This is a genomic window from Heterorhizobium halophytocola, assembly GCF_017873095.1.
Taxonomy (GTDB): Bacteria; Pseudomonadota; Alphaproteobacteria; order Rhizobiales; family Rhizobiaceae; genus Allorhizobium; species Allorhizobium halophytocola.
This window is the reverse complement of the sequence record NZ_JAGGJU010000005.1, coordinates 240,794-266,733: the sequence shown is the minus strand read 5'-3', so window position 1 is coordinate 266,733 and position 25,940 is coordinate 240,794. Positions and strand designations below refer to the sequence as shown.

General features: G+C 63.7%; 32 protein-coding genes. 8 read left to right on the top strand and 24 right to left on the bottom strand.

Annotated features, from left to right (window positions below; genetic code table 11):
* Window positions 1-199 precede the first annotated feature (199 nt).
* From pip to cysS, 7 genes are all read right to left on the bottom strand, one after another.
* Window positions 200-1,159: a prolyl aminopeptidase gene (gene pip / locus J2Z17_RS11065; protein WP_209944864.1), complete on the bottom strand. Its 960-nt coding sequence runs from the start codon at window positions 1,157-1,159 to the stop codon at window positions 200-202.
* A gap of 2 nt (window positions 1,160-1,161) precedes the next feature.
* Complete coding sequence (locus J2Z17_RS11060; protein WP_209944862.1) at window positions 1,162-1,650, bottom strand: GFA family protein; 489 nt, start codon at window positions 1,648-1,650, stop codon at window positions 1,162-1,164.
* The gene (locus J2Z17_RS11055) at window positions 1,647-2,129 is read right to left on the bottom strand and encodes a GFA family protein (RefSeq protein WP_209944860.1); all 483 of its coding nucleotides are present in this window, start codon (window positions 2,127-2,129) and stop codon (window positions 1,647-1,649) included. Before J2Z17_RS11055 ends, J2Z17_RS11060 begins: the two co-directional genes overlap by 4 nt.
* A complete protein-coding gene (locus tag J2Z17_RS11050; RefSeq protein WP_209944858.1) occupies window positions 2,126-2,605 on the bottom strand; it encodes a GFA family protein in 480 nt (159 codons plus the stop codon). The genes J2Z17_RS11055 and J2Z17_RS11050 overlap by 4 nt, the downstream gene beginning before the upstream one ends.
* Complete coding sequence (locus J2Z17_RS11045) at window positions 2,602-3,000, bottom strand: type II toxin-antitoxin system VapC family toxin (protein ID WP_209944856.1); 399 nt, start codon at window positions 2,998-3,000, stop codon at window positions 2,602-2,604. Before J2Z17_RS11045 ends, J2Z17_RS11050 begins: the two co-directional genes overlap by 4 nt.
* An 11-nt stretch (window positions 3,001-3,011) precedes the next feature.
* Window positions 3,012-3,263, bottom strand: a complete 252-nt coding sequence (locus tag J2Z17_RS11040) for an antitoxin (RefSeq protein ID WP_209944854.1) — start codon at window positions 3,261-3,263, stop codon at window positions 3,012-3,014.
* 630 nt (window positions 3,264-3,893) lie between these two features.
* Complete coding sequence (cysS, locus tag J2Z17_RS11035) at window positions 3,894-5,279, bottom strand: cysteine--tRNA ligase (RefSeq protein ID WP_209944852.1); 1,386 nt, start codon at window positions 5,277-5,279, stop codon at window positions 3,894-3,896.
* 286 nt (window positions 5,280-5,565) lie between these two features.
* Between cysS and J2Z17_RS11030 the strand changes: the two genes are divergently transcribed.
* Window positions 5,566-6,288 carry an SH3 domain-containing protein gene (locus J2Z17_RS11030; protein ID WP_209944850.1) on the top strand — a complete coding sequence of 241 codons (723 nt, stop codon included), beginning with the start codon at window positions 5,566-5,568 and terminating at the stop codon, window positions 6,286-6,288.
* Window positions 6,289-6,303: 15 nt separating this feature from the next.
* On the opposite strand, the gene J2Z17_RS11025 is transcribed toward J2Z17_RS11030, so the two are convergent.
* From J2Z17_RS11025 to J2Z17_RS11010, 4 genes are all read right to left on the bottom strand, one after another.
* On the bottom strand, window positions 6,304-6,648 hold the full coding sequence (locus tag J2Z17_RS11025) for a DMT family transporter (protein WP_342454397.1): 345 nt from the start codon (window positions 6,646-6,648) through the stop codon (window positions 6,304-6,306).
* Window positions 6,645-7,205 carry a TetR/AcrR family transcriptional regulator gene (locus J2Z17_RS11020; protein ID WP_209944848.1) on the bottom strand — a complete coding sequence of 187 codons (561 nt, stop codon included), beginning with the start codon at window positions 7,203-7,205 and terminating at the stop codon, window positions 6,645-6,647. Before J2Z17_RS11020 ends, J2Z17_RS11025 begins: the two co-directional genes overlap by 4 nt.
* Before the next feature lie 246 nt (window positions 7,206-7,451).
* Window positions 7,452-8,333 (bottom strand): DMT family transporter, encoded by an 882-nt coding sequence (locus J2Z17_RS11015; protein WP_209944846.1) that lies wholly within the window; start codon window positions 8,331-8,333, stop codon window positions 7,452-7,454.
* 233 nt (window positions 8,334-8,566) lie between these two features.
* Window positions 8,567-8,908, bottom strand: coding sequence for a winged helix-turn-helix transcriptional regulator (locus J2Z17_RS11010; protein ID WP_209944844.1), 342 nt, complete (start codon window positions 8,906-8,908; stop codon window positions 8,567-8,569).
* A gap of 120 nt (window positions 8,909-9,028) precedes the next feature.
* Here J2Z17_RS11010 and J2Z17_RS11005 point away from each other — a divergent pair, with 120 nt between their 5' ends.
* Window positions 9,029-9,466 carry a nuclear transport factor 2 family protein gene (locus J2Z17_RS11005; RefSeq protein ID WP_209944842.1) on the top strand — a complete coding sequence of 146 codons (438 nt, stop codon included), beginning with the start codon at window positions 9,029-9,031 and terminating at the stop codon, window positions 9,464-9,466.
* 158 nt (window positions 9,467-9,624) lie between these two features.
* Here J2Z17_RS11005 and J2Z17_RS11000 read toward each other — a convergent pair whose 3' ends face one another.
* The 8 genes from J2Z17_RS11000 to alr form a co-directional block, all read right to left on the bottom strand.
* Window positions 9,625-9,834, bottom strand: a complete 210-nt coding sequence (locus J2Z17_RS11000; protein ID WP_209944840.1) for a hypothetical protein — start codon at window positions 9,832-9,834, stop codon at window positions 9,625-9,627.
* Window positions 9,835-9,868: 34 nt separating this feature from the next.
* Window positions 9,869-10,609 carry an SDR family NAD(P)-dependent oxidoreductase gene (locus tag J2Z17_RS10995; RefSeq protein ID WP_209944838.1) on the bottom strand — a complete coding sequence of 247 codons (741 nt, stop codon included), beginning with the start codon at window positions 10,607-10,609 and terminating at the stop codon, window positions 9,869-9,871.
* Between the two features lie 31 nt (window positions 10,610-10,640).
* Window positions 10,641-12,131, bottom strand: coding sequence for an amidophosphoribosyltransferase (purF, locus tag J2Z17_RS10990; protein WP_209944836.1), 1,491 nt, complete (start codon window positions 12,129-12,131; stop codon window positions 10,641-10,643).
* Between the two features lie 126 nt (window positions 12,132-12,257).
* Entirely contained in the window at window positions 12,258-12,851 is a 594-nt protein-coding gene (locus tag J2Z17_RS10985) for a CvpA family protein (RefSeq protein ID WP_209944834.1), read from the bottom strand.
* Between the two features lie 92 nt (window positions 12,852-12,943).
* Window positions 12,944-14,344 (bottom strand): DNA repair protein RadA, encoded by a 1,401-nt coding sequence (radA, locus tag J2Z17_RS10980; RefSeq protein WP_209944832.1) that lies wholly within the window; start codon window positions 14,342-14,344, stop codon window positions 12,944-12,946.
* A gap of 5 nt (window positions 14,345-14,349) precedes the next feature.
* Window positions 14,350-14,529, bottom strand: coding sequence for a type II toxin-antitoxin system RelE/ParE family toxin (locus tag J2Z17_RS10975; protein WP_209944830.1), 180 nt, complete (start codon window positions 14,527-14,529; stop codon window positions 14,350-14,352).
* A gap of 225 nt (window positions 14,530-14,754) precedes the next feature.
* Complete coding sequence (locus J2Z17_RS10970) at window positions 14,755-14,895, bottom strand: hypothetical protein (RefSeq protein WP_209944829.1); 141 nt, start codon at window positions 14,893-14,895, stop codon at window positions 14,755-14,757.
* Between the two features lie 64 nt (window positions 14,896-14,959).
* Window positions 14,960-16,126: an alanine racemase gene (gene alr, locus J2Z17_RS10965; RefSeq protein ID WP_209944827.1), complete on the bottom strand. Its 1,167-nt coding sequence runs from the start codon at window positions 16,124-16,126 to the stop codon at window positions 14,960-14,962.
* A gap of 94 nt (window positions 16,127-16,220) precedes the next feature.
* On the opposite strand from alr, the gene J2Z17_RS10960 reads away from it, so the two are divergent.
* The 3 genes from J2Z17_RS10960 (at window position 16,221) to J2Z17_RS10950 (ending at window position 18,160) form a co-directional block, all read left to right on the top strand.
* Complete coding sequence (locus J2Z17_RS10960; RefSeq protein WP_209944825.1) at window positions 16,221-17,081, top strand: AraC family transcriptional regulator; 861 nt, start codon at window positions 16,221-16,223, stop codon at window positions 17,079-17,081.
* Window positions 17,082-17,147: 66 nt separating this feature from the next.
* Window positions 17,148-17,861, top strand: a complete 714-nt coding sequence (locus J2Z17_RS10955; RefSeq protein ID WP_209944823.1) for an AzlC family ABC transporter permease — start codon at window positions 17,148-17,150, stop codon at window positions 17,859-17,861.
* A complete protein-coding gene (locus J2Z17_RS10950; protein ID WP_209944821.1) occupies window positions 17,858-18,160 on the top strand; it encodes an AzlD family protein in 303 nt (100 codons plus the stop codon). The genes J2Z17_RS10955 and J2Z17_RS10950 overlap by 4 nt, the downstream gene beginning before the upstream one ends.
* A 55-nt stretch (window positions 18,161-18,215) precedes the next feature.
* Here the strand turns inward: J2Z17_RS10950 and J2Z17_RS10945 are convergent, their stop codons facing one another.
* Window positions 18,216-19,715, bottom strand: coding sequence for a replicative DNA helicase (locus J2Z17_RS10945; protein ID WP_209944820.1), 1,500 nt, complete (start codon window positions 19,713-19,715; stop codon window positions 18,216-18,218).
* Window positions 19,716-19,994: 279 nt separating this feature from the next.
* Between J2Z17_RS10945 and J2Z17_RS10940 the strand changes: the two genes are divergently transcribed.
* The 3 genes from J2Z17_RS10940 to J2Z17_RS10930 are packed head-to-tail and all read left to right on the top strand — an operon-like array spanning window position 19,995 to window position 23,235.
* Entirely contained in the window at window positions 19,995-20,456 is a 462-nt protein-coding gene (locus J2Z17_RS10940) for a MarR family winged helix-turn-helix transcriptional regulator (RefSeq protein WP_209944818.1), read from the top strand.
* Entirely contained in the window at window positions 20,446-22,149 is a 1,704-nt protein-coding gene (locus tag J2Z17_RS10935; protein WP_377300026.1) for an MFS transporter, read from the top strand. Before J2Z17_RS10940 ends, J2Z17_RS10935 begins: the two co-directional genes overlap by 11 nt.
* A gap of 21 nt (window positions 22,150-22,170) precedes the next feature.
* A complete protein-coding gene (locus J2Z17_RS10930) occupies window positions 22,171-23,235 on the top strand; it encodes an HlyD family secretion protein (RefSeq protein ID WP_209944816.1) in 1,065 nt (354 codons plus the stop codon).
* Between the two features lie 80 nt (window positions 23,236-23,315).
* Here J2Z17_RS10930 and rplI read toward each other — a convergent pair whose 3' ends face one another.
* The 4 genes from rplI to rpsF all read right to left on the bottom strand — a co-directional run bounded on the left by rplI (window position 23,316) and on the right by rpsF (window position 25,864).
* A complete protein-coding gene (rplI, locus tag J2Z17_RS10925) occupies window positions 23,316-23,948 on the bottom strand; it encodes a 50S ribosomal protein L9 (protein WP_209944814.1) in 633 nt (210 codons plus the stop codon).
* Between the two features lie 5 nt (window positions 23,949-23,953).
* Window positions 23,954-24,955: a DUF2232 domain-containing protein gene (locus tag J2Z17_RS10920; protein ID WP_209944811.1), complete on the bottom strand. Its 1,002-nt coding sequence runs from the start codon at window positions 24,953-24,955 to the stop codon at window positions 23,954-23,956.
* 180 nt (window positions 24,956-25,135) lie between these two features.
* On the bottom strand, window positions 25,136-25,372 hold the full coding sequence (gene rpsR / locus J2Z17_RS10915; protein ID WP_209944809.1) for a 30S ribosomal protein S18: 237 nt from the start codon (window positions 25,370-25,372) through the stop codon (window positions 25,136-25,138).
* Between the two features lie 12 nt (window positions 25,373-25,384).
* Complete coding sequence (gene rpsF, locus J2Z17_RS10910) at window positions 25,385-25,864, bottom strand: 30S ribosomal protein S6 (RefSeq protein WP_209944807.1); 480 nt, start codon at window positions 25,862-25,864, stop codon at window positions 25,385-25,387.
* Between the last annotated feature and the right edge of the window lie 76 nt (window positions 25,865-25,940).

Below are 25,940 nucleotides of genomic sequence, written 5' to 3'. Positions count from 1 at the left end.
TCTTTGTCTTCAGATCCCCCACTGGCCTGCCGGCCATCTCCCCCAAGAAGGGGGGAGAAATCTGCCGCGATCTCCCGCTTCGCGGTGGACCGTCAGGGGATAGTTTCCATTGCCCTTGCGCCTGCCTTTGGGCGATCGCTCGCCGCTTGTCTTCTCCCCCCTTGTGGGGGAGATGGCCGGCAGGCCAGAGGGGGTATTTCTAATCTTTCCCCGCAAACCTGTCGGTCGCGCGGATCAGCTGGTCGAGGATGCCCGGTTCGTTATAGGCATGGCCGGCGCCCTCGATCAGGTGGAAGTCGGCCGTGGGCCAGGCCTTGTGCAGGGCCCAGGCATATTTCGCCGGGCAGGGCATGTCGTAGCGGCCATGGATGATGACGCCTGGAATGTCCTTCAGCTTGTGCGCGTCGCGGACCAGCTGGTTGTCTTCGAGCCAGCCGGCATGGACGAAATAGTGGTTTTCGATCCGGGCGAAGGCGAGCGCATAGTCCGGATCGTAGAACTGGTTGGAATATTCCGGATTGGGCAGCAGCGTGATGGTTTCACCCTCCCAGGTACTCCAGGCGAGCGCACATTCCTGCTGCCTGGCCTTGTCGCTGCCGGTCAGATAGGTCCGGTAGGCGGCCATCAGGTCGCCACGCTCGGCCTCCGGGATCGGCGCGATGAAGCGCTCCCACTTGTCCGGGAACATCTCCGAGACGCCGCGCTGGTAGTACCATTCGAGTTCCGGCCGGGTCAGCGTGTAGATGCCACGCAGCACCAGTTCGCTCACCCGCTCGGGATGGGTCTCGGCATAGGCAAGCGACAGGGTCGAACCCCAGGAACCGCCGAACACCTGCCAGGTCTCGACGCCCATCATTGCGCGCAGCTTTTCCATGTCGGCGACCAGGTGCCAGGTGGTGTTGGCCTCGATCGAGGCATGCGGCGTGGACTTGCCGCAGCCGCGCTGGTCGAACAGCAGCACGTCGTAGAGTGCCGGATCGAACAGCCGGCGATTGCCGGGCCCAAAGCCGCCGCCCGGACCGCCATGAACGAAGACGGCGGGCTTTGCGCCCTTCGTGCCGACGCGCTCCCAATAGATCGAATGGCCGTCGCCGACATCGAGATGGCCGCTCTCATAGGGTTCGATTTCGGGATAGAAACCGCGCAAGGTGTCGTTCATGATCAGTCCTTCTTTGGCGGCCAGGCCGTCGTGTCATGGTCGGGATGCTGCCGGTTGCTGGCAAGGATGCCCGCATCGCCGCCCGGAAGAGCGGAGCGGTCGGTCGGACTTTCCGGCAGCGAGAACAGGGCATCGAATTGGGAGGCCCGGCTTTCGGTGCCGTTCTGCGCCACCGGCGTGACGGCGCCCGGCTTGTCGAGGCTGCCGATGGTCACGCTGATATAGGGCGAGCCGGCGGTGCGGAAGAACAGCGGCGTGCCGCAATCCCCGCAGAAGCCGCGGCCGCAGGGCTCGGACGAACGAAACCATTTCGGCTCGCCGCGCATGACCAGCATGTCTTCGGCCCGGGTGCCGGCAAATGCCATGAAATAGTTGCCGCCGGCCTTCTGGCACATGCGGCAGTGGCAGATATGCGGATAGCTCAGTTCACCGGCGATCCGGTAGCGGATCGCGCCGCACTGGCAACCGCCGGAATGAGCCTGCCGCGTCACGTGTCGTCCTCCGGCGGCCAGGTCTCGGTGTCGTGGTCGGGATGCTGAAAGCTCTCGACCGCTGCGAACTGCGCTTCGGTCTCCGGGCTCGAATAGGGCGGGGCGTCGAAGATGTGCTCGATCCAGGGGAGCCGCTTGTCGTGATTGACCTGGATCTTCGGTTCGAAGAATTCCGGATGGTCGAAGGCGCCGATCGCCAGCTCGACGCCGTCGGCATGCTGATAGGTGAGCGGCGTGCCGCATTTCTCGCAGAAGCCGCGCTTGATCTTCTTGGAAGACCGGAACAATGTCGGCTGGCCGCGCGTCCAGGTCAGATGCGCTTTGTCGGCGGTGACCAGCGGGCCGAAAAAGCCGCCGAACTGCTTCTGGCACATGCGACAGTGACAGATCGACGGGCGGCCGAGGCGGGAGGCCTGGAACCGGACCGCGCCACATTGACAGCCGCCTGAATAGATCGTGTCCGCATCGGATGTCGTCATGCCTTGTCCTCCTTTGGCCAGGTGTCGGTGTCGTGGTCGGGGTGTTGATAGGAAATCAGCGAGCTCAGGAACTGCGCGTTGGCGAGGTCGTCCAGCGTGTCGCGCGTCGGCAGGTCCGCGATCCGGTCGACAAAGGCAAGCTTCGCCTCGGTGCCATACTGGATGACCGGCGGAATGGCTGCCGGATCGTCGAAGGCGCCGGCCGAGATGGCGACCCCGTCAGGCGCCTCATAGGTCAGCGGCGTGCCGCAATCGGCGCAGAAGCCGCGCTGCACATGGTTGGACGACCGGAACCGCTTGGGCGCGCCACGGGTCCATTCAAGCGTTGCGCCACGGGTGGAGACCAGCGGCGCATAATAGGCACCGAAGGCCTTCTGGCACATGCGGCAATGGCAGACCGAGCTGTCGGTCAGCTCGCCCTCGACGCGGAACCGGATGGCACCGCACTGGCATCCGCCGGTATGAAGGGTGGTCATGGCGTGTCCTCCAGCCAGTTCTCGACCTTGAGGTCGGGGACGCGATTGAACTCACGGATATTGGCGGTGACGACCGTCAGGTCGAGGGATCTGGCATGGGCGGCGATAAACAGATCTGTTGCACCTATCGGCTTTCCCACTCTCTCCAATGCATGCCGGATCTCTGCAAAGTGATAGCTTGCTTCCGCCTCGTAAGGCAGGATTTGAATGCGGCTGAGGAGTTCTTCCAGGATGGCTCGCAGCCTGGCCGAACCACGCTTGAGGACACCGAAACGCAGTTCCGATGCGACAATGGCACTGATGGACAATGCGTCGTCTCCAAGTGCAGTCCAGCGCTTGCTCGGGTTGCCGTCCGGATGGCGTATGACATCGGAAATGATGTTGGTATCGAGCATGAATTGGCGCGTCACAGATCGACATCTCGTGGTGGTGGCTCAGGAACGTCAAAATCGAAATCAAGCTCCTCAGCGCTCAAAGGCGGTTGCCTTCGAAGCCACTCGATGAAGCTTTCCCCCGTAATCTTTACCGGCTCCATGGTAATCTTGTCGCCCTCCTTGCGCATGATCACCTCGTCGCCGGGAAAGTCGAATTCCACGGGAATGCGCACGGCGCGATTGCGACCGTTTCGGAAGATGCGGACGTGCCTTTCCATGCTCATGCAGGCCTCCATTGCCGATCAGGCATATGTCTTAGCATATGCCTGGTGAAATAGCCGCGAAATCCAACGCTTCATGTCCCTGACGTGACCCTTTCGCCGGTGTGAATGGTGGTCATGGCGTGACGCATGCGCTTTGCGTTGCACCACTGTTTCGGAGGAACTGCTGCATGTGGCGTGGCAATTCCCTTTCTACCCCCCCTCTGCCCTGCCGGGCATCTCCCCCCTTGAGGGGGGAGATCAGCCGGGTGCACCCGCTCGCTGCATCCAGCAGCAGAAGTGGGGATGGGGCAAGAGCTTGCTCCGCCCTCCTGCCGCGCGCGCGCGTACCGAGAACTACAGATAGTCCCCGCTGCCGGTGGATACGCATTGCGTAAAAGGCATCGACACGCTGTCGGGGGGATGACTTCACATCCGGTTGAGCGAGCGGCCGCTCCCAGCCGATCTCCCTCCTTGAGGGGGAGATGCCCGGCAGGGCAGAGGGGGGTGAGCCGCAGGAAGAGTGGCATCGCCTGCTTGCCATGAGCCGCCAGCCCTCGGTCAGGGCGATCGCGCGCCACGCTCCGATCTCCCCCCTTGAGGGGGAGATGCCCGGCAGGGCAGAGGGGGGTATGCCGCGCGCTCGGACCCATCCTACCGCTTCACCTCCCAGGTCGTCACGCGCTCGCCTGTCTCCTTGTCCTTGCCGTCCTTCAGCTGGATGCCCTTGGCGGCCAGGTCGTCGCGGATCTTGTCGGCTTCGGCGAAGTTCTTTGCCTTCAGCATTTCGAGCCGCATGTCGATCAGCACCTGGATGGCGGAGACGAGGTCGTCGGCGACCTCGGCCTTTTTCGGCTCGAGCCCGAGAAGGGCGGCACTGGCAAGAAAGGCGGGGAGCTTGTCCGAATCGCCATTGGCCGCAGTTGCCAGGGCGTGCAGCGCGTGCACGGCGGCCACGGTGTTGAGATCGTCACCGAGGGCCTCCAGCACCGAGGCATCCGGCGCCGCGTCGCCTGCATCGCCGGCCGGCCATTTGGCAAGCAGCCGCTCTGCCTCTTCCAGCCGCTTGACGGAGAAATCGATCGGCTCGCGGTAATGGGTCATCAGCATGGCAAGCCGCAGCACCGCGCCCGGCCATTTGCGGCCACCGAAGGTTTCGGTTTCCAGCAGGTCGTGGATGGTGATGAAGTTGCCGTCGGACTTCGACATCTTGCGGCCCTCGACCTGGACGAAGCCGTTGTGCATCCAGACATTGGCCATCACGTCCGTGCCGTGGGCGCAGCGCGACTGGGCGATCTCGTTTTCGTGGTGCGGGAAGATCAGGTCGAGCCCGCCGCCATGGATGTCGAAGGTGTGGCCGAGATAGCGCTCCGACATCGCCGAGCATTCGATATGCCAGCCGGGGCGGCCGCGGCCCCAGGGGCTCTCCCAGCCGGGTTCGTTGCCGGATGACAGCTTCCACAGGACGAAGTCGCCCGGATTCTTCTTGTGGGCGTCGACGGCAATGCGGGCGCCGGCCTGCTGCTCGTCGAGCGGGCGCTTGGAGAGCTGGCCGTAGTCGGCCATCGACTTCGTGTCGAACAACACTTCCCCCGCAGCAACATAGGCATGGTCGCGCTCGATCAGCCGTCCGATGATCGCGATCATCTGGGCAATATTGTCGGTCGCCCGCGGCTCGACGGTCGGTTCCAGCGTGCCGAGCGCTGCGACGTCCTTGTGGAACTGGTCGGCGGTCGCCTTCGTGACCCTGGCAATGGCGTCGTTCAGCGGCAGGTCTGGGAAATCCCGCAGGGCCCGGGCATTGATCTTGTCGTCGACGTCGGTGATGTTGCGCGCATAGGTGACGTGATCGGCACCGTAGAGATGGCGCAGCAGCCGGAACAGCACGTCGAAGACGATGACCGGGCGCGCATTGCCGATATGGGCGAAATCGTAGACCGTCGGGCCGCAGACATACAGGCGCACGTTTTCGCGGTCGATCGGCTGGAAGTCGACCTTCTCGCGGGTGAGCGTGTTGTAAAGCTTGAGGCCTGCGGCCATGACGTGTCTCCAGATATGCGTGTGACCCGGCTGGACCGAGCGTTTGTCATCTGGGACTGTTCAGGAGACGAAAACGGCCGGGCCAGCGGAAAGCTAGCGAATAATAATCCAGCAAAGGGTGCAGACTACCGTTTTCATGGCCGCTGTTATGACGCGGGGCAGGGATATGGTCAAGGGCCGGAGAGGCCTCGTCCGGCCTGTTTCCGCTTGTCATTCCCAGGAAAGGCGACAGTATTGACCAGAGGCCGGGTGCCATTCCCGGATCAAATGTCGGGGGACGAAGATCATGGCCGGTTTCAGCTCCAGCCTTGCCGCGCGTACGCAAGGCGGCCTGTCGGCCACGGCCTTCCCGGTCACTCTTGCTGTCGCCCTGATGTCCCTGCTGCTGGTTTCGCTCCTTGGCGAACCGGCGGCGGCGCGTGACCGTCAACTGCGCTTTGCGCGCGGGGAGACCGATGCCACGGTGCGCGGGGTGGTCCGCGGCTACGACACGGACACTTATTTCGTCGATCTCCAGGCCGGGCAAAGGCTCGATATCGACAACGGCGCCGGCTATTTCAATTTCATCGCGCCCGGTGCCAGTGCTGCCATGTTCATCGGCAGCGCATCCGGCGACCGGCTTGCCACCGTCGTGCCGTCCTCGGGTAGCTACCGGATCGAGATCTACCTGATGCGCAGCGCGGCGCGCCGCGACGAGGTCGGCCGCTACAATCTCTCGGTCCGGGCTTCGCGTCGCGCGCCCGCGGGGCCGGGTCCGGACGACGACCATGCCGATGGGATGGCCGGAGGACCGGACTATTTTGCCGTAACCGGGCTCTCGGCCCGCGACACGCTGAACATCCGCGCCGCCGCTGCCGTCACGGCGCCTGTCGTCGGAACCGTGCGCAACGGCGCGGTGCTGCGCAATCTGGGTTGCCGTCTGTCCTCCGGCGGACGCTGGTGCCGGATCGCGACACGCAATGCGGTGACCGGCTGGGTGAACGGCCGCTTCCTGCGCGAGGCGCGGTAGTCTCATCGGTCCAAATCAGTGGCCGACGGTGCTCGAAAACAGGTTGACGACCAATATCCCGGCGATGATCAGGCCGAGCCCGATGACGGCGGGCAGATCGAGGCTCTGGCGAAAGACGACATAGCCGATGGCCGAGACCAGCACGATGCCGAAGCCGCTCCAGATCGCATAGGCAATGCCGACCGGCAGGGTTCTGAGGGCAAACGACAGCAGATAGATCGCCACCACATAGCAGAGTGCGCTGCCGATCGAGGGCAGGGGGCGGGTGAACTGCTGGGTCTGCTGCAGCAGGCTGGTGCCGGCGACTTCGAACAGCACCGCGACGGCAAGGGCGACATAGGTCAGGGTCATAGGGTTCACGTGACGTCTTCCAGGGTCATGGCGCGCAGCCGTTTGGTGATCTCGGCAAGTTCTTGGGGCGTGGCCGGTGTGCCGGCGATGGTGTCGAGCCAGAGCCCGTCGGCGGCTGCCCGCACGATGCGCAGCGCAAGGTCTCCGGCTTCCCGATGCTCGGCAAGCTTGCCGTCGAGCCAGTCGCCCCAGCCTCGGCGCAGCGCACTGTCGGCCAGCGCCGAGACGCAGAGGGCTGCCCAGAGCGGCTCGCTGCCGGCCTCGCCAGGCACTGTGACGGCGGCAAGATAGGCGCGGGTGAAGCGGCCATGCGGCTCGATGTCTGCCGACATGCGCGCGGCCAGATCCACCTCGAAGCGCGCGATAAGGTCCTCGAACACCGCCGCCACCAGTGCCGCCTTGCTCTGGTAATGGTGGAAGAAGGCACCCTTGGTGACCCCGGCTTCCTGGCAGACGGCATCGACGGTGACGTCGGCCACGCCGCGCTGCACCGCCATGCGGGCTGCCGCGTCCAGCAGGTCGCGACGGACTTTGTCGGGCTGTTTTTTTCGACGGATGGTGCTCATGCATAAAAGATACCAACTAAACGGTATGTTTCAAGTAAAATCGGCGTGAAACCTTCTGGCCTGTTCGGATCGCCGCACGTTCAGGGGGAGAGATGACGGGACGGCAGGCGAGAGTGAGGATGGGGTAGCAGGCGAGAGGATAAAGGGCTCGCGGCGCCCGAGTTCGGGACAAGCCCGCCAGGCCGCCGGATGAGACTGCGTTTTCCCGGTACTTCCCACCGAGAAGGATCGCTCGGTATCCGGTGGTCAGGCGAGCCTGCGCCAGGGCGGCGGCATCAGGCCGAGCACGATGGCACAGCCGAGAATGATGACGGCGGCACCGCCATACTGAAGGACGCTCAGCTTTTCACCGAGCAGCCCGGCCCCCACCGCAACCGCGACGACCGTGACCGAGAATTCGACGCTGATCGCCCGCGTCGCGCCGATCCGGGTGACGAGCGCGAAATAGATCACATAGGTGAGCGCGCTCATGAGCCCGGCCAGGGCCACCAGATAGAGATAGTCGACCGGGCGTGGCCAGCCGGGCACCGGCACGAATGCCAGCAGCGGCAAGGTCAAAAGGCCGCCGAACAGGAAGGCGCCGATCGTCACCTCGAACGAGCCGACGGTGTTGAGATGGCGGCTCGCATAATTGGAGCCGAGGGCGGCCGAGAAGGTGGAGAATATCATGCCGATGCAGCCGAGAATGAAGGTCTTGTCCACCGGCACAGCCGGAAAGCCGACCAGCATGATGATCCCGGTGGCGCCGGTCAGGATGCCGAACAGGCGCGGCCTTGTGATCCGCTCCAGCCCCCAGATCTGGCCGATCAGCATGGAAAACATCGGAATGGCAGCGACGAAGATCGCCGACATCGCGGTGCCGATTAGTGGCGCGGAATAGGAAAGTCCGATCAACTGTCCGGCCACCGTGGTGGCGCCAACGGCGGCAAAGTGAAACCAGCGGGCCGAAAAAATCAGCCGCTTGCGTAGCAACCTTGCAACGACGAGCAGGATCGCTCCGGCGATGAAACAGCGGAAGGTTACCGCCCCGATCCATCCGAAAGCCTCGACCACCTTCAGGAGCAGCAGGAAGGACAGGCCCCAGGCCACCGCGAGAAACGAGTAGGCGGCAATATCGCGAGGCTGCATGGAAGGACCTGACCGGAGGAACTTTCGATCCCGTAGCTTCGAACGGCGAACCGGTCAATTGAATTTCAGTGTGCGTGGCATCGCTTAAAGCGATGGAAGAGGCCGCGGTTGCCGGGGATTTGGGGGACGGGATCGACAGCGACCGGCGGCCGGCACGGCCGCGGCCTGGCGTCTTGCTGTCCCTTGAGGTTGCGCGGGCCTTGACGTGCCCGGCCGCTTCGACGGCTTCTGCCCTACGACGCCTGCTGCAGACGTTCGGTCACCCGTTCGCGATTCTGGTTGCCCCAGTCGCACAGCGGCACGAGCGCCCTGACTAGCGTTTCCCCGAAGGGTGTCAGTTGATAGTCGACCACCGGCGGCACGCAGTTGTGGTCGCGCCTAAGCAGAACGTCCATGGTAACCAGATCGCGCAACTGCTGGATCAGCACTTTCTCGCTGATGCCTCCCACACGGCGCCTCAACTCTGAAAACCGGGTGGGGCCCCCCTGGACGTGATAGAGGATCAACGGCTTCCACTTGCCCCCAATGACGGTCAGCGACACGTCCAGTCCGCATGTTGTGTTCAGCTTATCCATGAAAACCACGCACTTGCTTTTTGGTAGGTTCTACCCTTGAGGTAATCGCTGGCTTATCTAACCCTCCGTCCGCAGATCGACAATCTCCCGGACATCGAAAACGGCAGGAAGGGTATGAGAATGAGCGACAACATTTCGACGATCAGGGAGCTTTACGCTGCGGCAGAGGGGGATCGGCTTGACCTGGCGAAATTCCTCTCCTGCTTCGCAAAGGATGCCTATGTGCGCAATGTTCCGGCAGAGACCGAGTTTCGTGGTGAGGACATTACTCTGGTCGCAAGCGGCATGGCGGATGCCTTTCCCGATATTCACCGGGAAATCTTCGACATCTACCGGATGGGCAATGCGGTCGTTGTCGAACTCGCCATTCGCGGGACCCACAAGGGCGCGCTGGAAACGGCCGGCGGAACCGTTTCCGCGACCGGCAGGGCGATTGATGTTCCCTGCTGCGACGTCTTTCAGATGGAGGATGGCAAGGTGATCTCGTTCCATTGCTACAACGCAGCGACGCTCCTGCTGCAGCAATTGGGTCTCACGGAAAGTCCGCAGGCCGCCTGAAGGCCTCACCGATTTTCGGGACCATGGCTTAAGCTTGAGAGGGCGCGTCGCGTGGCTGGATGGTCGCGAATGTTGGACGCTCAAAGCCCCCGGCCGGCGCCGCGATCGGCAACAGGCCGCCACTGGCGCCAGATGCCGTCGACCAGCCTTGCTGGCCTCTATTCCGGCAGGATTTTGCCGTTGTCGATCAGCGCCTGGCCGACATCCTTGCGCCACTGGTCGCTTTCCATGGCCGAGCTGATCAGCCGCATGGCCTCCAGCACGGCAGCCTTGCCATGCTCGCGGTTGAGCCGCGCCATCGACGCTGCGACCAGGTTGGCGGTGGCGACCGCCTGTTCGCGCTGTTCGTCTGTCAGGTCTGGCGGCATGCTGGCTCCTTCGCGCGACGTCGGCAGTCTTCGTCTATTCCGGCAGGCGGTAGGCCTTCAGCGCGTCCTCGCGCACGACATAGAGCTTGCCCGTCTCGGTGAGATCCGGCCCGCACAGCGGCAGCAGCTCTTCGGCGATCTCGCGGGGATGCGGCAGGGTCTCCGGATCCTCGCCCGGCACCGCCTGCGCCCGCATGGCGGTGCGCGTTGCGCCGGGATCGATCGAGACGATCTTCAGCGGCAGGCGTTCCGATTCGGCAGCCCAGGTGCGGGCAATCGCCTCGACCGCGGCCTTGGAGGCGGAGTAGACGCCCCAGAACGGCTTGCATTTATGCGCGGCACCCGACGACAAGATCAGCGCACGGCCCTGGTCGGATTTCTGCAGCAGCGGATCGACGGAGCGGATCAGCCGCCAGGTGGCCGTCACGTTGACGGTCATCACCTTCTCCCAGACCTTCGCTTCGATATGGCCGATGGGAGAGATCACGCCCAGCATGCCGGCATTGGCGACGAGAATGTCGAGCTTGCCCCAGCGCTCATAGATCGAGCCGCCGAGCGCATCGATGGCGGCCATGTCGGTCAGGTCGAAAGGCACCAGCGTCGCCGTGCCGCCGGCGGCCTTGATCGCGTCGTCGAGGTCTTCGAGCCCCCCGACGGTGCGCGCGCAGGCGATCACATGCGCCCCCGCTTTCGCCAGCTCCAGCGCCGTGAAATAGCCGATCCCGCGCGACGCGCCGGTGACCAGCGCGATGCGTCCCTTCAGGTCGATGCTCATGTTATCCTCCCCGCGGTGTATTTGCGCGCCCTCAGCCGTTGGCGGCGAGCATGCTTTCCTTGCGGCCGACCTTTTCGCCTTCCTTGTCCAGAAGCCGGGTCGGATATTCGCCGGTAAAATAATGGTCGGTGAACTGCGGACGGTCGGCGTTGCGCGGCTCGCCGCCGACGGCGCGGTAGAGCCCGTCGATCGACAGGAAGGCAAGCGAGTCGGCGCCGATATATTTGGCCATCGCCGTCTCGTCGACATACTGGTTGGCCAGCAGCTTGTCGCGGTCCGGCGTGTCGATGCCGTAAAAGTCGGGATGATAGATCATCGGGCTGGCGACGCGGATATGCACTTCCTTGGCGCCGGCATCGCGGATCATCTGGATGATCTTCAGCGATGTCGTGCCGCGCACGATCGAATCGTCCACCAGGATGACGCGCTTGCCCTCGATCATCGCCCGGTTGGCCGAATGCTTCAGCTTGACGCCGAAGGCGCGGATTTGCTGCGTCGGCTCGATGAAGGTGCGGCCGACATAATGGTTGCGGATGATGCCGTATTCGAACGGGATGCCGCTCGCCTGGGCATAGCCGAGCGCTGCCGGCGTGCCGCCGTCGGGCACCGGCACGACGACGTCGCCCTCGCAAGGCGCCTCGTTGGCCAGATTGATGCCCATGTTCTTGCGCGCGACATAGACGCTGCGGCCGGCCACGACGGAATCGGGGCGGGCGAAATAGACATATTCGAACAGGCAGGGGCGTTCGGGCGCCGGGCGGGCCGGCATGCGCGAGTCGATGGTGACAGAGCCGTCCGGCTGCAGTTCGCAAATCACCACTTCGCCGTTCTTGACGTCGCGGACGAACTTGGCGCCGATGATGTCGAGCGCGCAGGTTTCCGAACAGAAGATCGGCTTGCCGTTGAGGTCACCCATCACCAGCGGGCGGATGCCGATCGGATCGCGGGCGGCAATCAGCTTGGTACGGGTCATCGCGATCATCGCATAGCCGCCTTCCATCTGCCGGATGGCGTCGATGAAGCGGTCGGCGGTCGAGGCATGCCGCGAGCGGGCGATCAGATGCAGCACGACCTCGGTGTCGGAGGTGGACTGGCAGATCGCACCCGTCGCAATGATCTGGCGGCGCAGGGTCAGGCCATTGGTGAAATTGCCGTTATGGGCAAGCGCGATGCCGCCTTCCTCCAGTTCGGCAAACAGCGGCTGCACATTGCGCAGCGCCACTTCGCCGGTGGTCGAATAACGGGTATGGCCAATGCCGATATAGCCGGGCAGCTTGGCCAGGGTGACCGGGTCGGTATAGTGGTCGCCGACAAGGCCCATGTGCTTTTCGGTGTGGAACTGGCGACCGTCGAAGGAGACGATGCCGGCCGCTTCCTGACCACGATGCTGCAGGGCGTGCAGGCCCAGCGCGATCAGGGTTGTCGCGTCGTCATGCCCCAGAATGCCGAACACCCCACATTCTTCATGCAGGGTGTCGTCATCGAGACCGCATTCAAGATTGGATACCGTCATCTCATTCATCGGTGCTCGCCTTTGCTCGCGCGGGGACAGTCTGTCGGAACGAAAGAAAGCGGCAATGGCGACGTGTCCCTCTGCGCCATGACCGTGGTCTTGTTGAATGACGTGGCCCGCTGGAGGCCACGTGCATCAATTGTTGGCAGCGGGCGCTTCTGCAGGCGCCTGGTCGGCCGGCGGCTGCTCTGCCGGCGCATCGACCTCGTCCTGATCCTTGCCGAGGATCTTGGCCTTCATCTGCGGCTCGATATCGTCGGGAAGAACCGCTTCCAGTTTCAGGACAAGCGTGTCGAGAAACGGCTTGGTCTTTGCGTTAGTCACCCAATCGGGCTGATGTTTGGCGTCGATCAGCCAATTCCAGAAGGCGACGGCGACGACGATCAGCAACAGGCCGCGGGCCGCGCCGAACAGGAAGCCGAGCGTGCGGTCGAGCGCACCGACCCGGCTGTCGATGATGAAGTCGGCGATCCTGGAGGTGATGACCGTGATCACGATCAGCGCGATGAGGAAGATGACGCCGGCCGATGCCGCGAGCGCGATACGGTCGTCGGAGGTGTAGTTCTTCACATAGGGCAGGATCAGCGGGTAGAGGTAATAGGCTGCCGCCAGCGCACCCACCCAGCTTGCGATCGACAGGACCTCGCGCGACAATCCACGGACCATGGCCAGAACGGCGGAAAACAAGACGACGCCAATGACAATACCGTCGAATATCGTGATGGGCATAAATCAGTACTCCAGATCCGGCCAAAGACCGTTTTTATCGCCTCAATCGCCCATGGCGCCGACGCTGAACCGCATTACCCTGAGGCCCGGGTTCAATCGTCCCCGTTCGCCTCGGCCTTCAACCGTGAGCCTGCGATCATCGCCACCAGATCCGGCAGGCCCTCGATCTCACTCATGCGCGACATGACGCCCTTCGGCAGCTCTGCAGAGCCGGCCGGCAGGACGGCGGCGGAAAAGCCGAGTTTCTCGGCCTCCTTCAGCCGCTGAGCGGTGTGGGCTACCGGGCGGATGGCGCCCGACAGACTGACTTCGCCGAAATAGACGCAATCTGCAGGAAGGGCAAGCCCGGCCAGCGAGGAAACAAGGGCGGAAACCACAGCTATGTCGGCGGCAGGCTCGGATATGCGATAGCCGCCTGCCACATTCAAGTAGACGTCGTGCTGGCCGAGCCTGACGCCGCAATGCGCCTCGAGCACGGCAAGGATCATCGCAAGGCGCGACGAGTCCCAGCCGACGACGGCGCGGCGTGGCGTGCCGAGCGACGTGGGTGCAACCAGCGCCTGCACCTCGACCAGCACCGGGCGGGTGCCCTCGATGCCGGCAAACACGGCCGCACCCGGGGCCTTGGCATTGCGTTCACCAAGAAACAGTTCGGAGGGATTGGCGACCTCGCGCAACCCCTTGTCGGACATCTCGAAGACGCCGATCTCGTCGGTCGGGCCGAAACGGTTCTTCACCGTGCGCAGCACGCGGTAGTGATGGCCGCGGTCACCCTCGAAATAGAGGACCGCGTCGACCATGTGCTCGACCACGCGCGGACCGGCGATCTGGCCCTCCTTGGTGACATGGCCAACCAGCACCATCGTGGCGCCGGTCTGCTTGGCGAACTTGATCATCGCCTGCACGCCGGTGCGCACCTGGGTCACCGTGCCCGGCGCGCTGTCGGCGGTGTCGCTCCACAGCGTCTGGATGGAATCGATGATGACCAGGTCCGGCCGCCGCCCTTCGGAGATGGTGGCGAGGATATCCTCGACATTGGTTTCGGCCGCAAGCAGCACGTCGGTCTTCTCGGCGCCCAGGCGCTGGGCGCGCAGGCGGACCTGGGCCACGGCCTCTTCGCCGGAGACGTAGATGACCCGCTGGCCCTTGTGAGACAGGGCGGCTGCCGCCTGCATCAGCAGCGTCGACTTGCCGATCCCGGGATCGCCGCCGATCAGCACGGCAGACCCGCGCACGAAGCCGCCGCCGGTGGCACGGTCGAGTTCTGCCATGCCGGTTGGAATGCGCGGTGCCTCCTCGATCTCGCCGGAGAGCGCGGTCAGGGTCACCGGCTTGCCCCTTTTCGGCGTCTTGCCGGGGCCGCCGCCAATGCCGCCCATCGGGTCTTCCTCGACGATGGTGTTCCACTCGCCGCAGCCGTCGCATTTGCCCGCCCAGCGGGCATGGATCGTGCCGCAGTTCTGGCAGATGAATTGGGTTCTTGCTTTTGCCATGTATGTCAGTCGTTTTGCTGGAAATCCTGGGGCGACACGTTGTGGGCCCCGTGAAAGATGCGCAGGATCGTTCCCCGCGTTTCGGTTGTGCGGAAGTAGATGCAGCGCCGGCGATAGGGCAGGGCCTTCCGCCCCGTGGACAGTCCGTCGCGCGGCACGCCCGGAAAGCCCGTTAGCGCATCCATTCTATCTTCCGAACGAGATCGCCGACAAAACGGGCAGCCGTATTCGGATCCTCCGCCGCGATGAAAGTGAATATGTCGAGCAGATTCTGGTCGGCGAGCGGGGGCGTAGATCAGCTCTTTTTGTCTAATCTCTGCACCCCCGCTCGATGATCGAATCGATCAATTCATCGGCGGAGGTGAAGGTCTTGTATTCACCCCTGGCGATCTGGGCATCGGCTTCGGCGATCATCTGGCGAAGCATCTCGTCTTCGCTGCGAGACGCTGCAATCCGGCCGAGACGACCTCTTCCGGCGTCCTGTAGCTGCCCCTGCCGATCTCACCTCCGACAAAGGCCCTGTCCTGTTCACTGAGACGGATCTCGGTCATTTCGATCTCCTTTTGTTCTCGTATAGCACAGGCAAATCCAGCTTCCAAGAGAAAGCCGTCGGCGTCAGATCTCGCCTTCGAGATAGGCCCGCTCATAGCGCAGGCCAAGGCTTGTCAGGATCTCGTAGCCGATGGTGCCGGCGGCGCGGGCGACGTCGTCGAGTGCGATGTTGTCGCCGAAGAGTTCGACATAGTCGCCCGCCCGGATCGCGTCGCGCGGGAGGTCGGTCACGTCGAAGATCGTCATGTCCATGGTGACGCGGCCGGCGATCGGAACGCGCGTGCCGGAAACAAAGCCGGTACCGCCCTGCTGTACGGCCTGGCGCAGCGGCACGCCGGCGCCCGAATTGCTGCGCAGGAAACCGTCGGCATAGCCGGCCGAGACGACGGCGAGCCGGCTGTCGCGCGCAAGCGTCTGCGTTGCGCCGTAGCTTACCGTTTCCCCGGCCTTCGCGTCGCGCAGCATCAGGATCCGGGCTTCTGCCTTGACCACCGGCCGCATCGGATTCGCCACGCCGTTCAGCGCCTCGCCGCCGTAAAGCGCGATGCCCGGTCGCGTCAGGTCGAAGTGATAGTCGGGCCCGAGAAAGATGCCGGACGAGGCCGAGAGGCTGGCGTCGATGCCGTCATAGGCGGTGCTGACCGTGCGGAAGCTCTCCAGTTGCCGATGGCTCATCGGCGATGCCTGGTCGTCGCCGCAGGCGAGATGGCTCATCACCAGCACGGGCGCGAAGCTTGCCGGACGCGACACGTCGCCGGCCAGCGCCAGCGCGTCCTCGGGGCGCAGGCCAAGGCGGTTGAAACCAGTATCGACCTGCAGCGCGCAAGGATGCTCGCCGCGCTCGGAAAGCACCGACATCCAGAAGGCAAGCTGCTCTTCGGACGAGATCACCGGCACGAGGTCGTTGTCGAAAAAGATCTGCTCCTGGCCGGCCCAGATGCCGGCGAGCACGAAGATCCGCGCTTCCGGTGCATAAGGGCGCAGCGTCGCGCCCTCGGTGGGCAAGGCGACGAAGAAATCCCGCGCGCCGGCATGATAGAGCGTCTGGCCGACATCCTCGATGCCCAGTCCATAGGCGTCCGCCTTGACGATGCCGGCCGTGCGCGCGCTTCCCGACCGTTTCGCCAGGTCCCGCCAATTGTCTGCAATCGCTCCAAGATCGATCGTCAGCCGGAGCGGTGCGCTTTCGAATTCTTCGGTGACAACGGCAGGATCGATGGCGAAGGGCATGGGCGGGTCCGGATCTTGGAAAATGCGAATTGACCGGCCGGACCCTATCACTTTTCTTCAAGACGTTAAGGGTGAAGCCGGATAATCTACGGCCATGCACAATGTTTCGCAGCAACAGGCCGCACAGGAAATGCCGCTCCATACCAGGGAGCAGACACGCTTCTGGCGCGATGGCCGTTTTCACGACATGGAATGCCTCGCGGCCTCGTTCATCACCCATGCCTTTCCGCCGCATTCGCACGACACCTTTTCAATCGGCGCGATCGAGCGCGGTTGCCAGGTGGCGATGATCCGCGGCGCGCGCGAGGCGACCGGGCCCGGCGCGCTCTACCTGATCAATCCGGGAGAGGTGCATGACGGGCAGCCGGGCGTCGCGGAAGGCTATCGCTACCGGATGATCTACCCGGATACCGCGGTGTTGACCGAGATCATCGAGGACGTGACCGGCAGGGCGTTCAACGGCTCGCCGAGCTTTGCCCGGCAATTGCTGACCGACGCGCCGCTGGCAGATGCGTTCAACCGGGCGCATCGAACGATCGAGGAGGGGATATCGACCCTGGAAGGCGAGGAGGGGATGTATGGCGTGCTCGCCAGCATGTTTGCCCGGCACGGCAGCACCATCATTCGGCCTCCCGATCATGACGAGCCGCTGGCCATGCGCCGCGTGCACGACTATCTGGCGACGCATTTTGCCGAGGATGTCGGTCTGGAAAGCCTGAGCCGCGTGGCCGGCCTCAGCCGCGCCCACATGATCCGCGCCTTCGCCAAGCAGTATTACATCACCCCGCATGCCTATCAGACGGATCTGCGCATCCGCCATGCGCGCCGGCTGCTGCGGGCAGGCGCCACGCCCAGCGATACGGCACTGGCCTGCGGCTTTGCCGATCAGGCGCATCTGACGCGCCAGTTCAAGGCGCGCACCGGCCTGACGCCCGCCGTGTTTCGCGCCGGCTGACGGCTCACTTTCGTTCAAGACGGCGAACTGCGGAGCGGATAGGACGACCTTCCACTGGAGGTCCTCATGTTCAAATCCACATCATCACGCGAACTGCTGGCAGGCTTTCGCGCCATTCTGCCGCTGCTCTGCGCCGCCCTGCCGATCGGCTTCGTCTTCGGGGCGGTCGCCAGCAGCAAGGGGCTTGCCCCGATGGAGACCGCGACGATGAGCGCCATGGTCTTTGCCGGCGGATCGCAATTCGTCGCCATGGATCTGTGGACCCATCCGGCCTCCTGGAGCGCGCTTGGATTTGCAGCGCTGCTCGTCAATCTGCGCCATGTGCTGATGAGTGCCTCGCTGGAACGCAGCCTCGCGCTCTTCCGACCATGGCATAGGATCCCGACCTATTTCGTGCTCGCCGACGAGATCTGGGCCATGGCGGAGGCAAGGGCGAGGCGGATGCCGCTGACCCCGCTTTTCTATCTGGGGCTGGCACTGCCCTTCTATCTGGGATGGATCGGCTCCGGGCTTGCGGGTGCGATCTTCGGTGCGGTCGTCGGCGACGTCACGGTCTATGGCCTCGACTTTGCCTTCCCGGCCGTCTTCATCGTCCTGCTGATGGGCTTCTGGCAAGGACGGCAGACGGGGCTGGTGCTGGCAGCCAGCGCCGCCGCCTCCCTGGCCGCGCATCATCTGCTGCCAGGCGCCTGGTATATCGCCGCCGGCGCGCTTGCCGGTCTGGCGGCTGCCTTCGTGCCACGCGGCAAGGGGCGCGCAAACGCTGAGGTCACCGCATGAGTTTCGATCCCCAGACATTCGCCGCGATCCTTGCCATGACGGCTGCCACCATGTTCACGCGCTTTTCCGGTGCCTGGATCGTGCGGCGGCTGACGCTGGGAGACAAGACGCAGAAAGCGCTGGGTGTCGTGCCGCCGGCCGTCCTGATGGCGGTGGTCGCACCCGTCGCCCTGTCTGAAGGCTTGGCCGAGACGCTCGCCTGCGCGGTGACGGCCATCGCAGCCTTGCGTCTGTCGCTGCTGCCGGCGGCAGCCCTTGGCGTGCTGACGATCGCGGTGCTGCGCGCCGCCGGACTTTGACGTCGCCGGCCAGAATGCAGAAACGCCCACCTGGCGGCGGGCGTTTCAAGCCGGATCAGGGTTCCTGATATTCGGTAAAGCTCGGATCGGCGAGATCGGCAAAGCGGGTGAACTGCGCCTGGAAGGCGAGCTTGACGGTGCCGGTCGGTCCGTGACGCTGCTTGGCGATGATCACGTCGGCGGTGCCGCGGACGCGGTCCATATTGGCTTCCCACTCGGCATATTTCGGATCGCCGATATCGCGAGGCTCCAGGCCCTGGACGTAATATTCCTCACGGAACACGAAGAGCACGACGTCGGCGTCCTGCTCGATCGAACCGGATTCGCGAAGGTCGGAGAGCTGCGGGCGCTTGTCCTCGCGGCTTTCCACCTGACGCGACAGCTGCGAGAGGGCGATGATCGGCACGTTCAGTTCCTTGCCGAGCGCCTTCAGGCCGGTGGTGATCGCGGTGATTTCCTGCACGCGGTTCTCGTTGGACTTGCCGCTGCCGGTCATCAGCTGGACGTAGTCGACCACCAGGCAGTCGAGGCCGCGCTGGCGCTTGAGGCGGCGCGCGCGTGCCGACAGCTGGGCAATCGAGATACCACCGGTCTGGTCGATATAGAGCGGCACCTTCTGCATGGTCTGCGAGAAGCCGACCAGCTTTTCGAATTCCTGCTCGGAAATGTCGCCGCGGCGGATCTTCGAGGAGGAGACCTCGGTCTGCTCGGACATGATACGGGTGGCGAGCTGCTCGCCGGACATTTCGAGCGAATAGAAGCCGACAACGCCGCCGTTCTTGGCCTTGAACGAACCGTCCGGCTGCACTTCCGGCTCGTAGGAGGCGGCGATGTTCCAGGCGATATTGGTGGCAAGCGAGGTCTTGCCCATGCCCGGGCGTCCGGCCAGCACGATCAAGTCGGAGCGCTGCAGGCCGCCCATCTTGCTGTCGAGCGAATTGATGCCGGTCGAAATGCCGGACAGATGGCCGTCGCGCTCGAAGGCGGCGCCGGCCATGTCGACGGCAAGCGCCACGGCGTCGTTGAACGACTGGAAGCCGCCGTCGTAACGGCCGGTCTCGGCCAGCGCGAAAAGCCGGCGTTCGGTATCCTCGATCTGGCTTTGCGGTGGCATGTCGAGCGGCGCGTCATAGGCGATGTTGACGACGTCCTCGCCGATCTGGATCAGCGAGCGACGCAGCGCCAGGTCGTAGATCGCCCGGCCATAGTCCTCGGCATTGATGATCGAGACGGCATCGGCGGCCAGGCGCGCCAGATATTGCGCGACGGTGATCTCGCCGACCTTCTCGTCGGCCGGCAGGAAGGTCTTGATCGTCACCGGATGGGCGGTCTTGCCCATGCGGATGATGTCGGCCGCGACCTCGTAGATCTTCCGGTGCAGCGGCTCGTAGAGGTGCTCGGGCTTCAGGAAGTCGGAGACGCGGTAATAGGCGTCATTGTTGACGAGAATCGCGCCGAGCAGGGCCTGCTCCGCTTCGATATTGTTCGGCGCTTCGCGGTAGAGCGGCTCGCTGCTCTGGTCGGCGGACGCTAGTTTTCGAACGGCATCGTTCATGACGGTCGTCTGCAACTTCTCTTTGGGTGGCGATTTTCCCCGGTTTGCAGCCCGCGGCCCGTCAAGTCAACACCCGGTTCGACCGCCTGCCGCTTCCAAACGGCTTTTCGGGTTATCCAACCTAATCCACAGGGTGTGCCAAATTTTCTTCGGCCACGCGTGTTTCGGATTTTGCCAATCGCCGGACGCATATCTGTCTTGCGAGTCGCGTCCTTGCAAAATTCCTCGCAGACAAATATATAGGCAGCAAATAATTAGCTACCTAATGGTTGTCAGAAAATGTCACGACAGGAACTGCAGCGAGACGTCATCTACGAACTGACCGGCTTTACCCGCAAGCTCAGGGCCCGGTTCGATGCCATCGTGGCCGAAAAGGGCCTGACGCTGGCGCGTGCGCGGCTGCTGCATTCGGTGTCGCAGACCGATGCGATGACGCAGAGAGAGCTTGCCGCCGTTCTCGACATCGAGACGCCGACGCTTGTTCGCCTTCTCGATTCGATGGAGCAGCAGGGCCTGATCGAACGCCGCATCTGCGAGACCGATCGCCGGATCAAGCAGATTTCCCTGACCGAGGACGGCATGGTTTCCGCCGCCAAGACGAATGTGCTGATCGCGGATTTTCGGGCCGACATGATGCGCGAGCTCAGCGACAAGGAACTCGCGACGCTGCGCAGGCTGACCCAGCGGATGACGGCCGGGCTGCTCGCGGCATCCGGGGAAGGGCGCGATCATGGCGAATAATTCCGTGGCGCTCATCGAGGATCGCGAGGAGCGGCCCTTGCCGGAGGCTGCCAATGCGGCGGTTTCCCTGCACGAGGTGCCGGCCGCGGCCCCGCCGCCGTCTCCAGCGCTCAGATACTGGTGGCTGCGCGCCATCTACATCCTGTCGGGCATGATGTTCTTCATCACCCAGGGCATGGGCCTCAACATCGTCAACGCCAATCTCTATCAGTTGCAGGGCCAGTTCTCCGCCACGCTCGCCGAGGTCGTGTGGCTCTCGGCGGCCTATATGGCGCCCTATGCGACGCTGTCGATCGCGCTGTTCAAGGTGCGCATCCAGTTCGGCCTGCGGTTCTTCGCCCAATGCAGCATTCTGGTTTTCGTCGTGGCGTCCGGCCTTAATCTCTTCGTCGACGACTTGCATTCGGCTCTGGTCGTGCGCTTCCTCTCCGGCTGTGCCGCCGCACCCCTGTCGTCGCTCGGCTTTCTCTATGTTCTGGAAGCCTTCCCGGTTGAGAAGAAGCTCAACCAGGGTCTCAGCATCGCCCTGATGGGCACGCTTCTGGCGGCACCGATCGCCCGCATGGTCTCGCCGGACCTGCTGCAGATCGGCGGCTGGGATGCGCTCTACATGCTCGAACTGGGGCTGGCGCTTGCCGTCTTGCCGGCGATCTATCTGCTGCCGTTGACCCCGCCGCCGCGCATGCAGGTCATCGAGCGGCTGGATATCCTTTCCTATGGCCTGCTTGCCTGCGGCATGGGCGCGCTTGCCGTATTCCTCACGCTTGGCCGGTTCTACTGGTGGACCGAGACCTGGTGGCTCGGCCTGTTCCTCGCCGCGGCCATCGGTTTCCTCACCCTCCTGACGGTGATCGAGCTGCACCGTGACAATCCGATGCTCGATCTGCGCTGGATCTTTACCTATGACAACATGCATATGGCCGTGGTGTTGCTGGTGTTTCGCGCGGTTGCCTCCGAGCAGTCCTCGACGACCGTCAGCTTCCTGCAGCAGATGGGCATGCAGAACGACCAGGAACGGGTTCTCTGGGCCATCGTGCTTGCGGCCTCGGTCATCGGTGCCCTGTTCTGCGCGGTGCTGATGAGTTCGCGGTTCACCGAGACGGCGCATGTGCTGGCGCTGATCTTCATCGCCATCGGGGCCTTCCTCGACAGCGGTGCGAGCAATCTCACCCGGCCCGAGCAGATGTATCTGAGCCAGGGGCTGATCGCCTTCGGGGCGGCCATGTTCCTGCCACCGGTGATGTCGAAGGGCTTTGCCGCGGCGATCGGCCGGGGCTACCCCTATCTCGTCAACTTCATCGCCATCTTCCTGTTCACCCAGATCACCGGCTCCATGCTGACGACGGCGGTGCTCGGCAGCTTCGTCACGATCCGCGAAAAGTTTCACTCCAGCGCATTGGTCGAGAGCATCATGCTGAGCCGCCCGGAGGTGGCACTGCGGGTCAGCCAGCTGGCGTCCGCCTACAAGAAAGTGCTTCCCGACACGACCCTGCTCAATGCGGAAGGTCTCTCGACCCTCTCCGCCCAGGTCACCAAGGAAGCCTATGTGCTGGCCTATACCGACACTTTCCTTCTCATCTCGATGGTTGCGGCAGCGTCCGCTGTCTTCCTCGTCCTGCATCTCGGCTGGAAGCGTGCAAGAGCGCTGGTCTCCGAACGTGACGTGGCCGCGGCCATTCCCTCGCAAAATTGAAGACCCCCAAGAGTTCCCCCCATGCTGAAGAAGATTTTCACCCCTCTCACCCTTATCGTCCTTGTCTGCGGCGCAATCGGCATCTGCCTTGTGCTCTATGCCTGGCGTCTGCCGCCCTTTGCCACCTCTGTCGAGATGACCGACAATGCCTATGTGCGCGGCTATGTGACCACGCTCAGCCCGCAGGTCAGCGGCTATGTGGTCGCTGTGCCGGTCAAGGACTATCAGGAAGTCGCCAAGGGCGCCTTGCTGGCCAAGATCGACGACCGCACCTATGAGCAGAAGCTCGCCCAGGCCAATGCGACGCTCGACACGCAGAAGGCATCGCTCGACAATTCGCACCAGCAGGAAGCCTCGGCCAAGGCCACGATCGCGTCGAATGAGGCGGCCGTCGACAGTGCCAAGGCCGCATTGAAACTGGCCGAGCTCGAATCCCAACGTCAGGACAGTCTTATCAAGAGCGGTGCCGGGACCACCAGCAGCCGCGACGAGGCCAATGCCGCCCTCGACAAGGCTAAGGCGGCGCTTGCCCAGGCCAAGGCCGCCGTCGAGGTGTCCCGCCAGGACCTGCAGACGATCATCGTCACCCGCGGCTCGCTGGAGGCGGCCGTCTCCAACGCGCAGGCTTCGGTCGAACTGGCAAAGATCGATCTCTCCAACACCGAAATCCGTGCCCCCCGGGACGGCAAGGTCGGCGAGGTCGGGGTGCGGGTCGGACAATATGTGACCGCCGGCACGCAACTGATGGCGATCGTTCCGCACGATGTCTGGGTGATCGCCAATTTCAAGGAAACCCAGGTCGCAGGCATGAAGGTCGGCCAGCCGGTATCGATCGTGGTCGATGCGCTCGGCCATCGCAAGATGACAGGCCATATCGAGCGCTTCTCGCCCGCAACCGGGTCGGAGTTCTCCGTCATCAAGGCGGACAATGCGAGCGGCAATTTCGTCAAGATCGCCCAGCGGCTGGGCGTGCGCATCAGGCTAGACGCGGGCCAGGCGGCGATTACCGACCTGTCGCCCGGCCTGTCGGTGGTCGTGCGCATCGACAAGGCGGCCGAGCCCGATGCCGCCGCCCCGGCGTCGTGAACAAAGGGCAGCCCGAAGGCAATAAAAAACCCGGAACGGCGTGCCGCTCCGGGTTTTTTCGATAAACGCCCGTAGATGACTTAGGCGTTGTCTTCTTCTTCGCCTTCGGCAGCGTCGTCGCTCTGTGCGCGTTCGCCGCGGAAGTCGTCGTCGTCTTCGTCGGCATCCGGGTTGAAGAAGTCTTCCGGACGCAGTGCGTCTTCGTCGACGCCGTAGATGGCGTCGGCCGAGGTGAGGTCCTCACCCTTGGCCTGACGGCCGGCTTCTTCAGCCGAACGGGCAATGTTCAGCTCGATTTCGATTTCGACTTCCGCATGCAGGTGCAGCGTGACGGTGTGCAGGCCGATGGCCTTGATCGGATGGTTCAGCTCGACCTGATTGCGGCCGACGGTGAAGCCTTCCGTACCGAGGGCCTCGATGATGTCGCGGGCAGCAACCGAACCGTAGAGCTGGCCGGTTTCGCCAGCGGCGCGCACCATGATGAAGGACTTGCCGGCAAGCTTGTCGGCAACCGTCTGGGCTTCGGACTTGCGCTCGAGGTTGCGGGCTTCCAGCTGCGCGCGCTCGGCTTCGAAGCGGGTCTTGTTGGCGGCGTTGGCGCGCAGTGCCTTGCCCTGGGGCAGAAGGAAGTTGCGTGCATAGCCTTCGCGAACCTTTACGGTTTCGCCCATCTGGCCGAGCTTGGCGATGCGTTCAAGAAGAATGACGTCCATGACTATTACCTTTCGTGTTCGTTGTCTGTGTCTGGTTTGGGTTCGTTCGGGCCGGTGCCGCCTTTGCGGACCGGTGTCAGGGCAACGGTGCGCCGGGTGTCGGCGAGACCGAGGATGAGGATCGCGAATACCGGCAGCACGAAGAGCACCGACAGGTATACGATGATGAGGGCCGGCAGCCGCCAGTCCTTGCCCATCGTGCGATAATGCAGCGAGGCGAAGCCCGCGATCAGAAAGCCGGCACTGAACGTGCCGCAAAGCACCGCCCCCACCAGACCGACCGGTCCATTGAGGAAGGCGGCGATGATGCCGGCCATGAACACCACCAGCGACTGGCGGTTCATCCGCAGCGCTGCCGGCATGCTTTCGCGCGGGCGCTTGGCATGGCCGGAAGACGAGACGATGCGCGTTGCGATATAATAGGCGGCCGTTAGCATCATCACCCAGGTGGCACCCTGGGCGGCCGGCAGCAGCACGAGCAGCATGCCCTTCAACTGTTCCAGGCTGACCGGATCGGTCATCAGCTTGGCGTCTTCGGTCGAAGCGACGTCGGCCACCGCCTTGACGATCTCCGCCACGAAGTCCGGTCCGTAACCGATCATGAAGCCGAGCAGGACGACGCCGATCGAGACCAGTCCGCACAGATGCATCATCATGTCGGACAAGGGATACCAGGCGATCTGGTCGTCGGGGCCGCCGATTTCGGTTGCCGGCCGCGCAAGGCTTGCCAGATGGCCGAGCCAGCCTGCGGGCAGCAGGGTGAAGACCGCCATGCCGGCGGCAAACACAGGAGAGATGGCCACGGCCGAGATGACGGCGGCACTGACGATGGCGGCAAGCGAAGCGGCATTGCCGCGGCCGAGCGCGACGATCAGCACGGGCAGGGCGGATGCGGCGTAAAGAAGGGAGGCAAAGGACGGCTGAATGCTGGCGCCGAGCGCAAGAAGCGCGGCGGTCAACCCGGCAAACATGCCGGTGATCAGCGATTTTCCATCCAGTGTCGTCACGTCGCTGTCCTGCTCTTCAAGCAGTTAGGGGAATGTCGGGACCACCGTCTGGTCCGCTCCCCAACCTGGGATTTCAAGCCCGCCCTCAGGCGGTCCTTGGGGGTTGCCGATCCGCGCCCACCGCGGAAGGGAAAAGGGATCCGCCCGTTGGAGGCGGATCCCGTCATTCACTGACGTCGCTTAGGAAACGACGTAAGGCAGCAGGCCGAGGAAGCGCGAGCGCTTGATCGCCTTGGCGAGTTCGCGCTGCTTCTTCTGGGAAACGGCCGTGATGCGGGACGGAACGATCTTGCCGCGCTCGGAAATGTAGCGCTGCAGAAGACGAACGTCCTTGTAGTCGATCTTCGGTGCGTTTGCGCCGGAGAACGGGCATGTCTTGCGACGGCGGTGGAACGGACGACGAGCCATATCAGCCATGGTCAATACTCCTTAAGCGCGATCTTCGCGGGGACGACGTTCGAAGCCACCTTCACGGGGACCACGGTCGGCGCGGTCACCATCACGGGGACCACGGTCCGGGCGGTCGCCGTCACGGCGCGGGCCACGGTCGGGGCGGTCGCCGTCACGACGCGGGCGATCGTCGCGATCGCGCTTCTGCATCATGGCCGACGGGCCTTCTTCGTGAGCTTCGACTGCGATGGTCATGTAACGAAGAATGTCTTCGTTGATGCGCATCTGACGCTCCATTTCATGAACAGCGGCCGCCGGAGCGTCGATGTCCATCAGGGCGTAATGAGCCTTGCGGTTCTTCTTGATGCGGTAGGTGAGGGACTTCAGGCCCCAGTTTTCAATGCGCCCGACCTTGCCACCGTTAGCTTCGAGGACACCCTTGTACTGTTCGACGAGGGCATCAACCTGCTGAGACGACATATCCTGCCGGGCAAGGAATACATGTTCGTAAAGAGCCATTGTAAGCTTTGCCTTTCTTGCGTTTTTCGCGAACCCGGGTCCGGCGCTAAGCCTCAGCGACTGCTCTTGGTGCCGC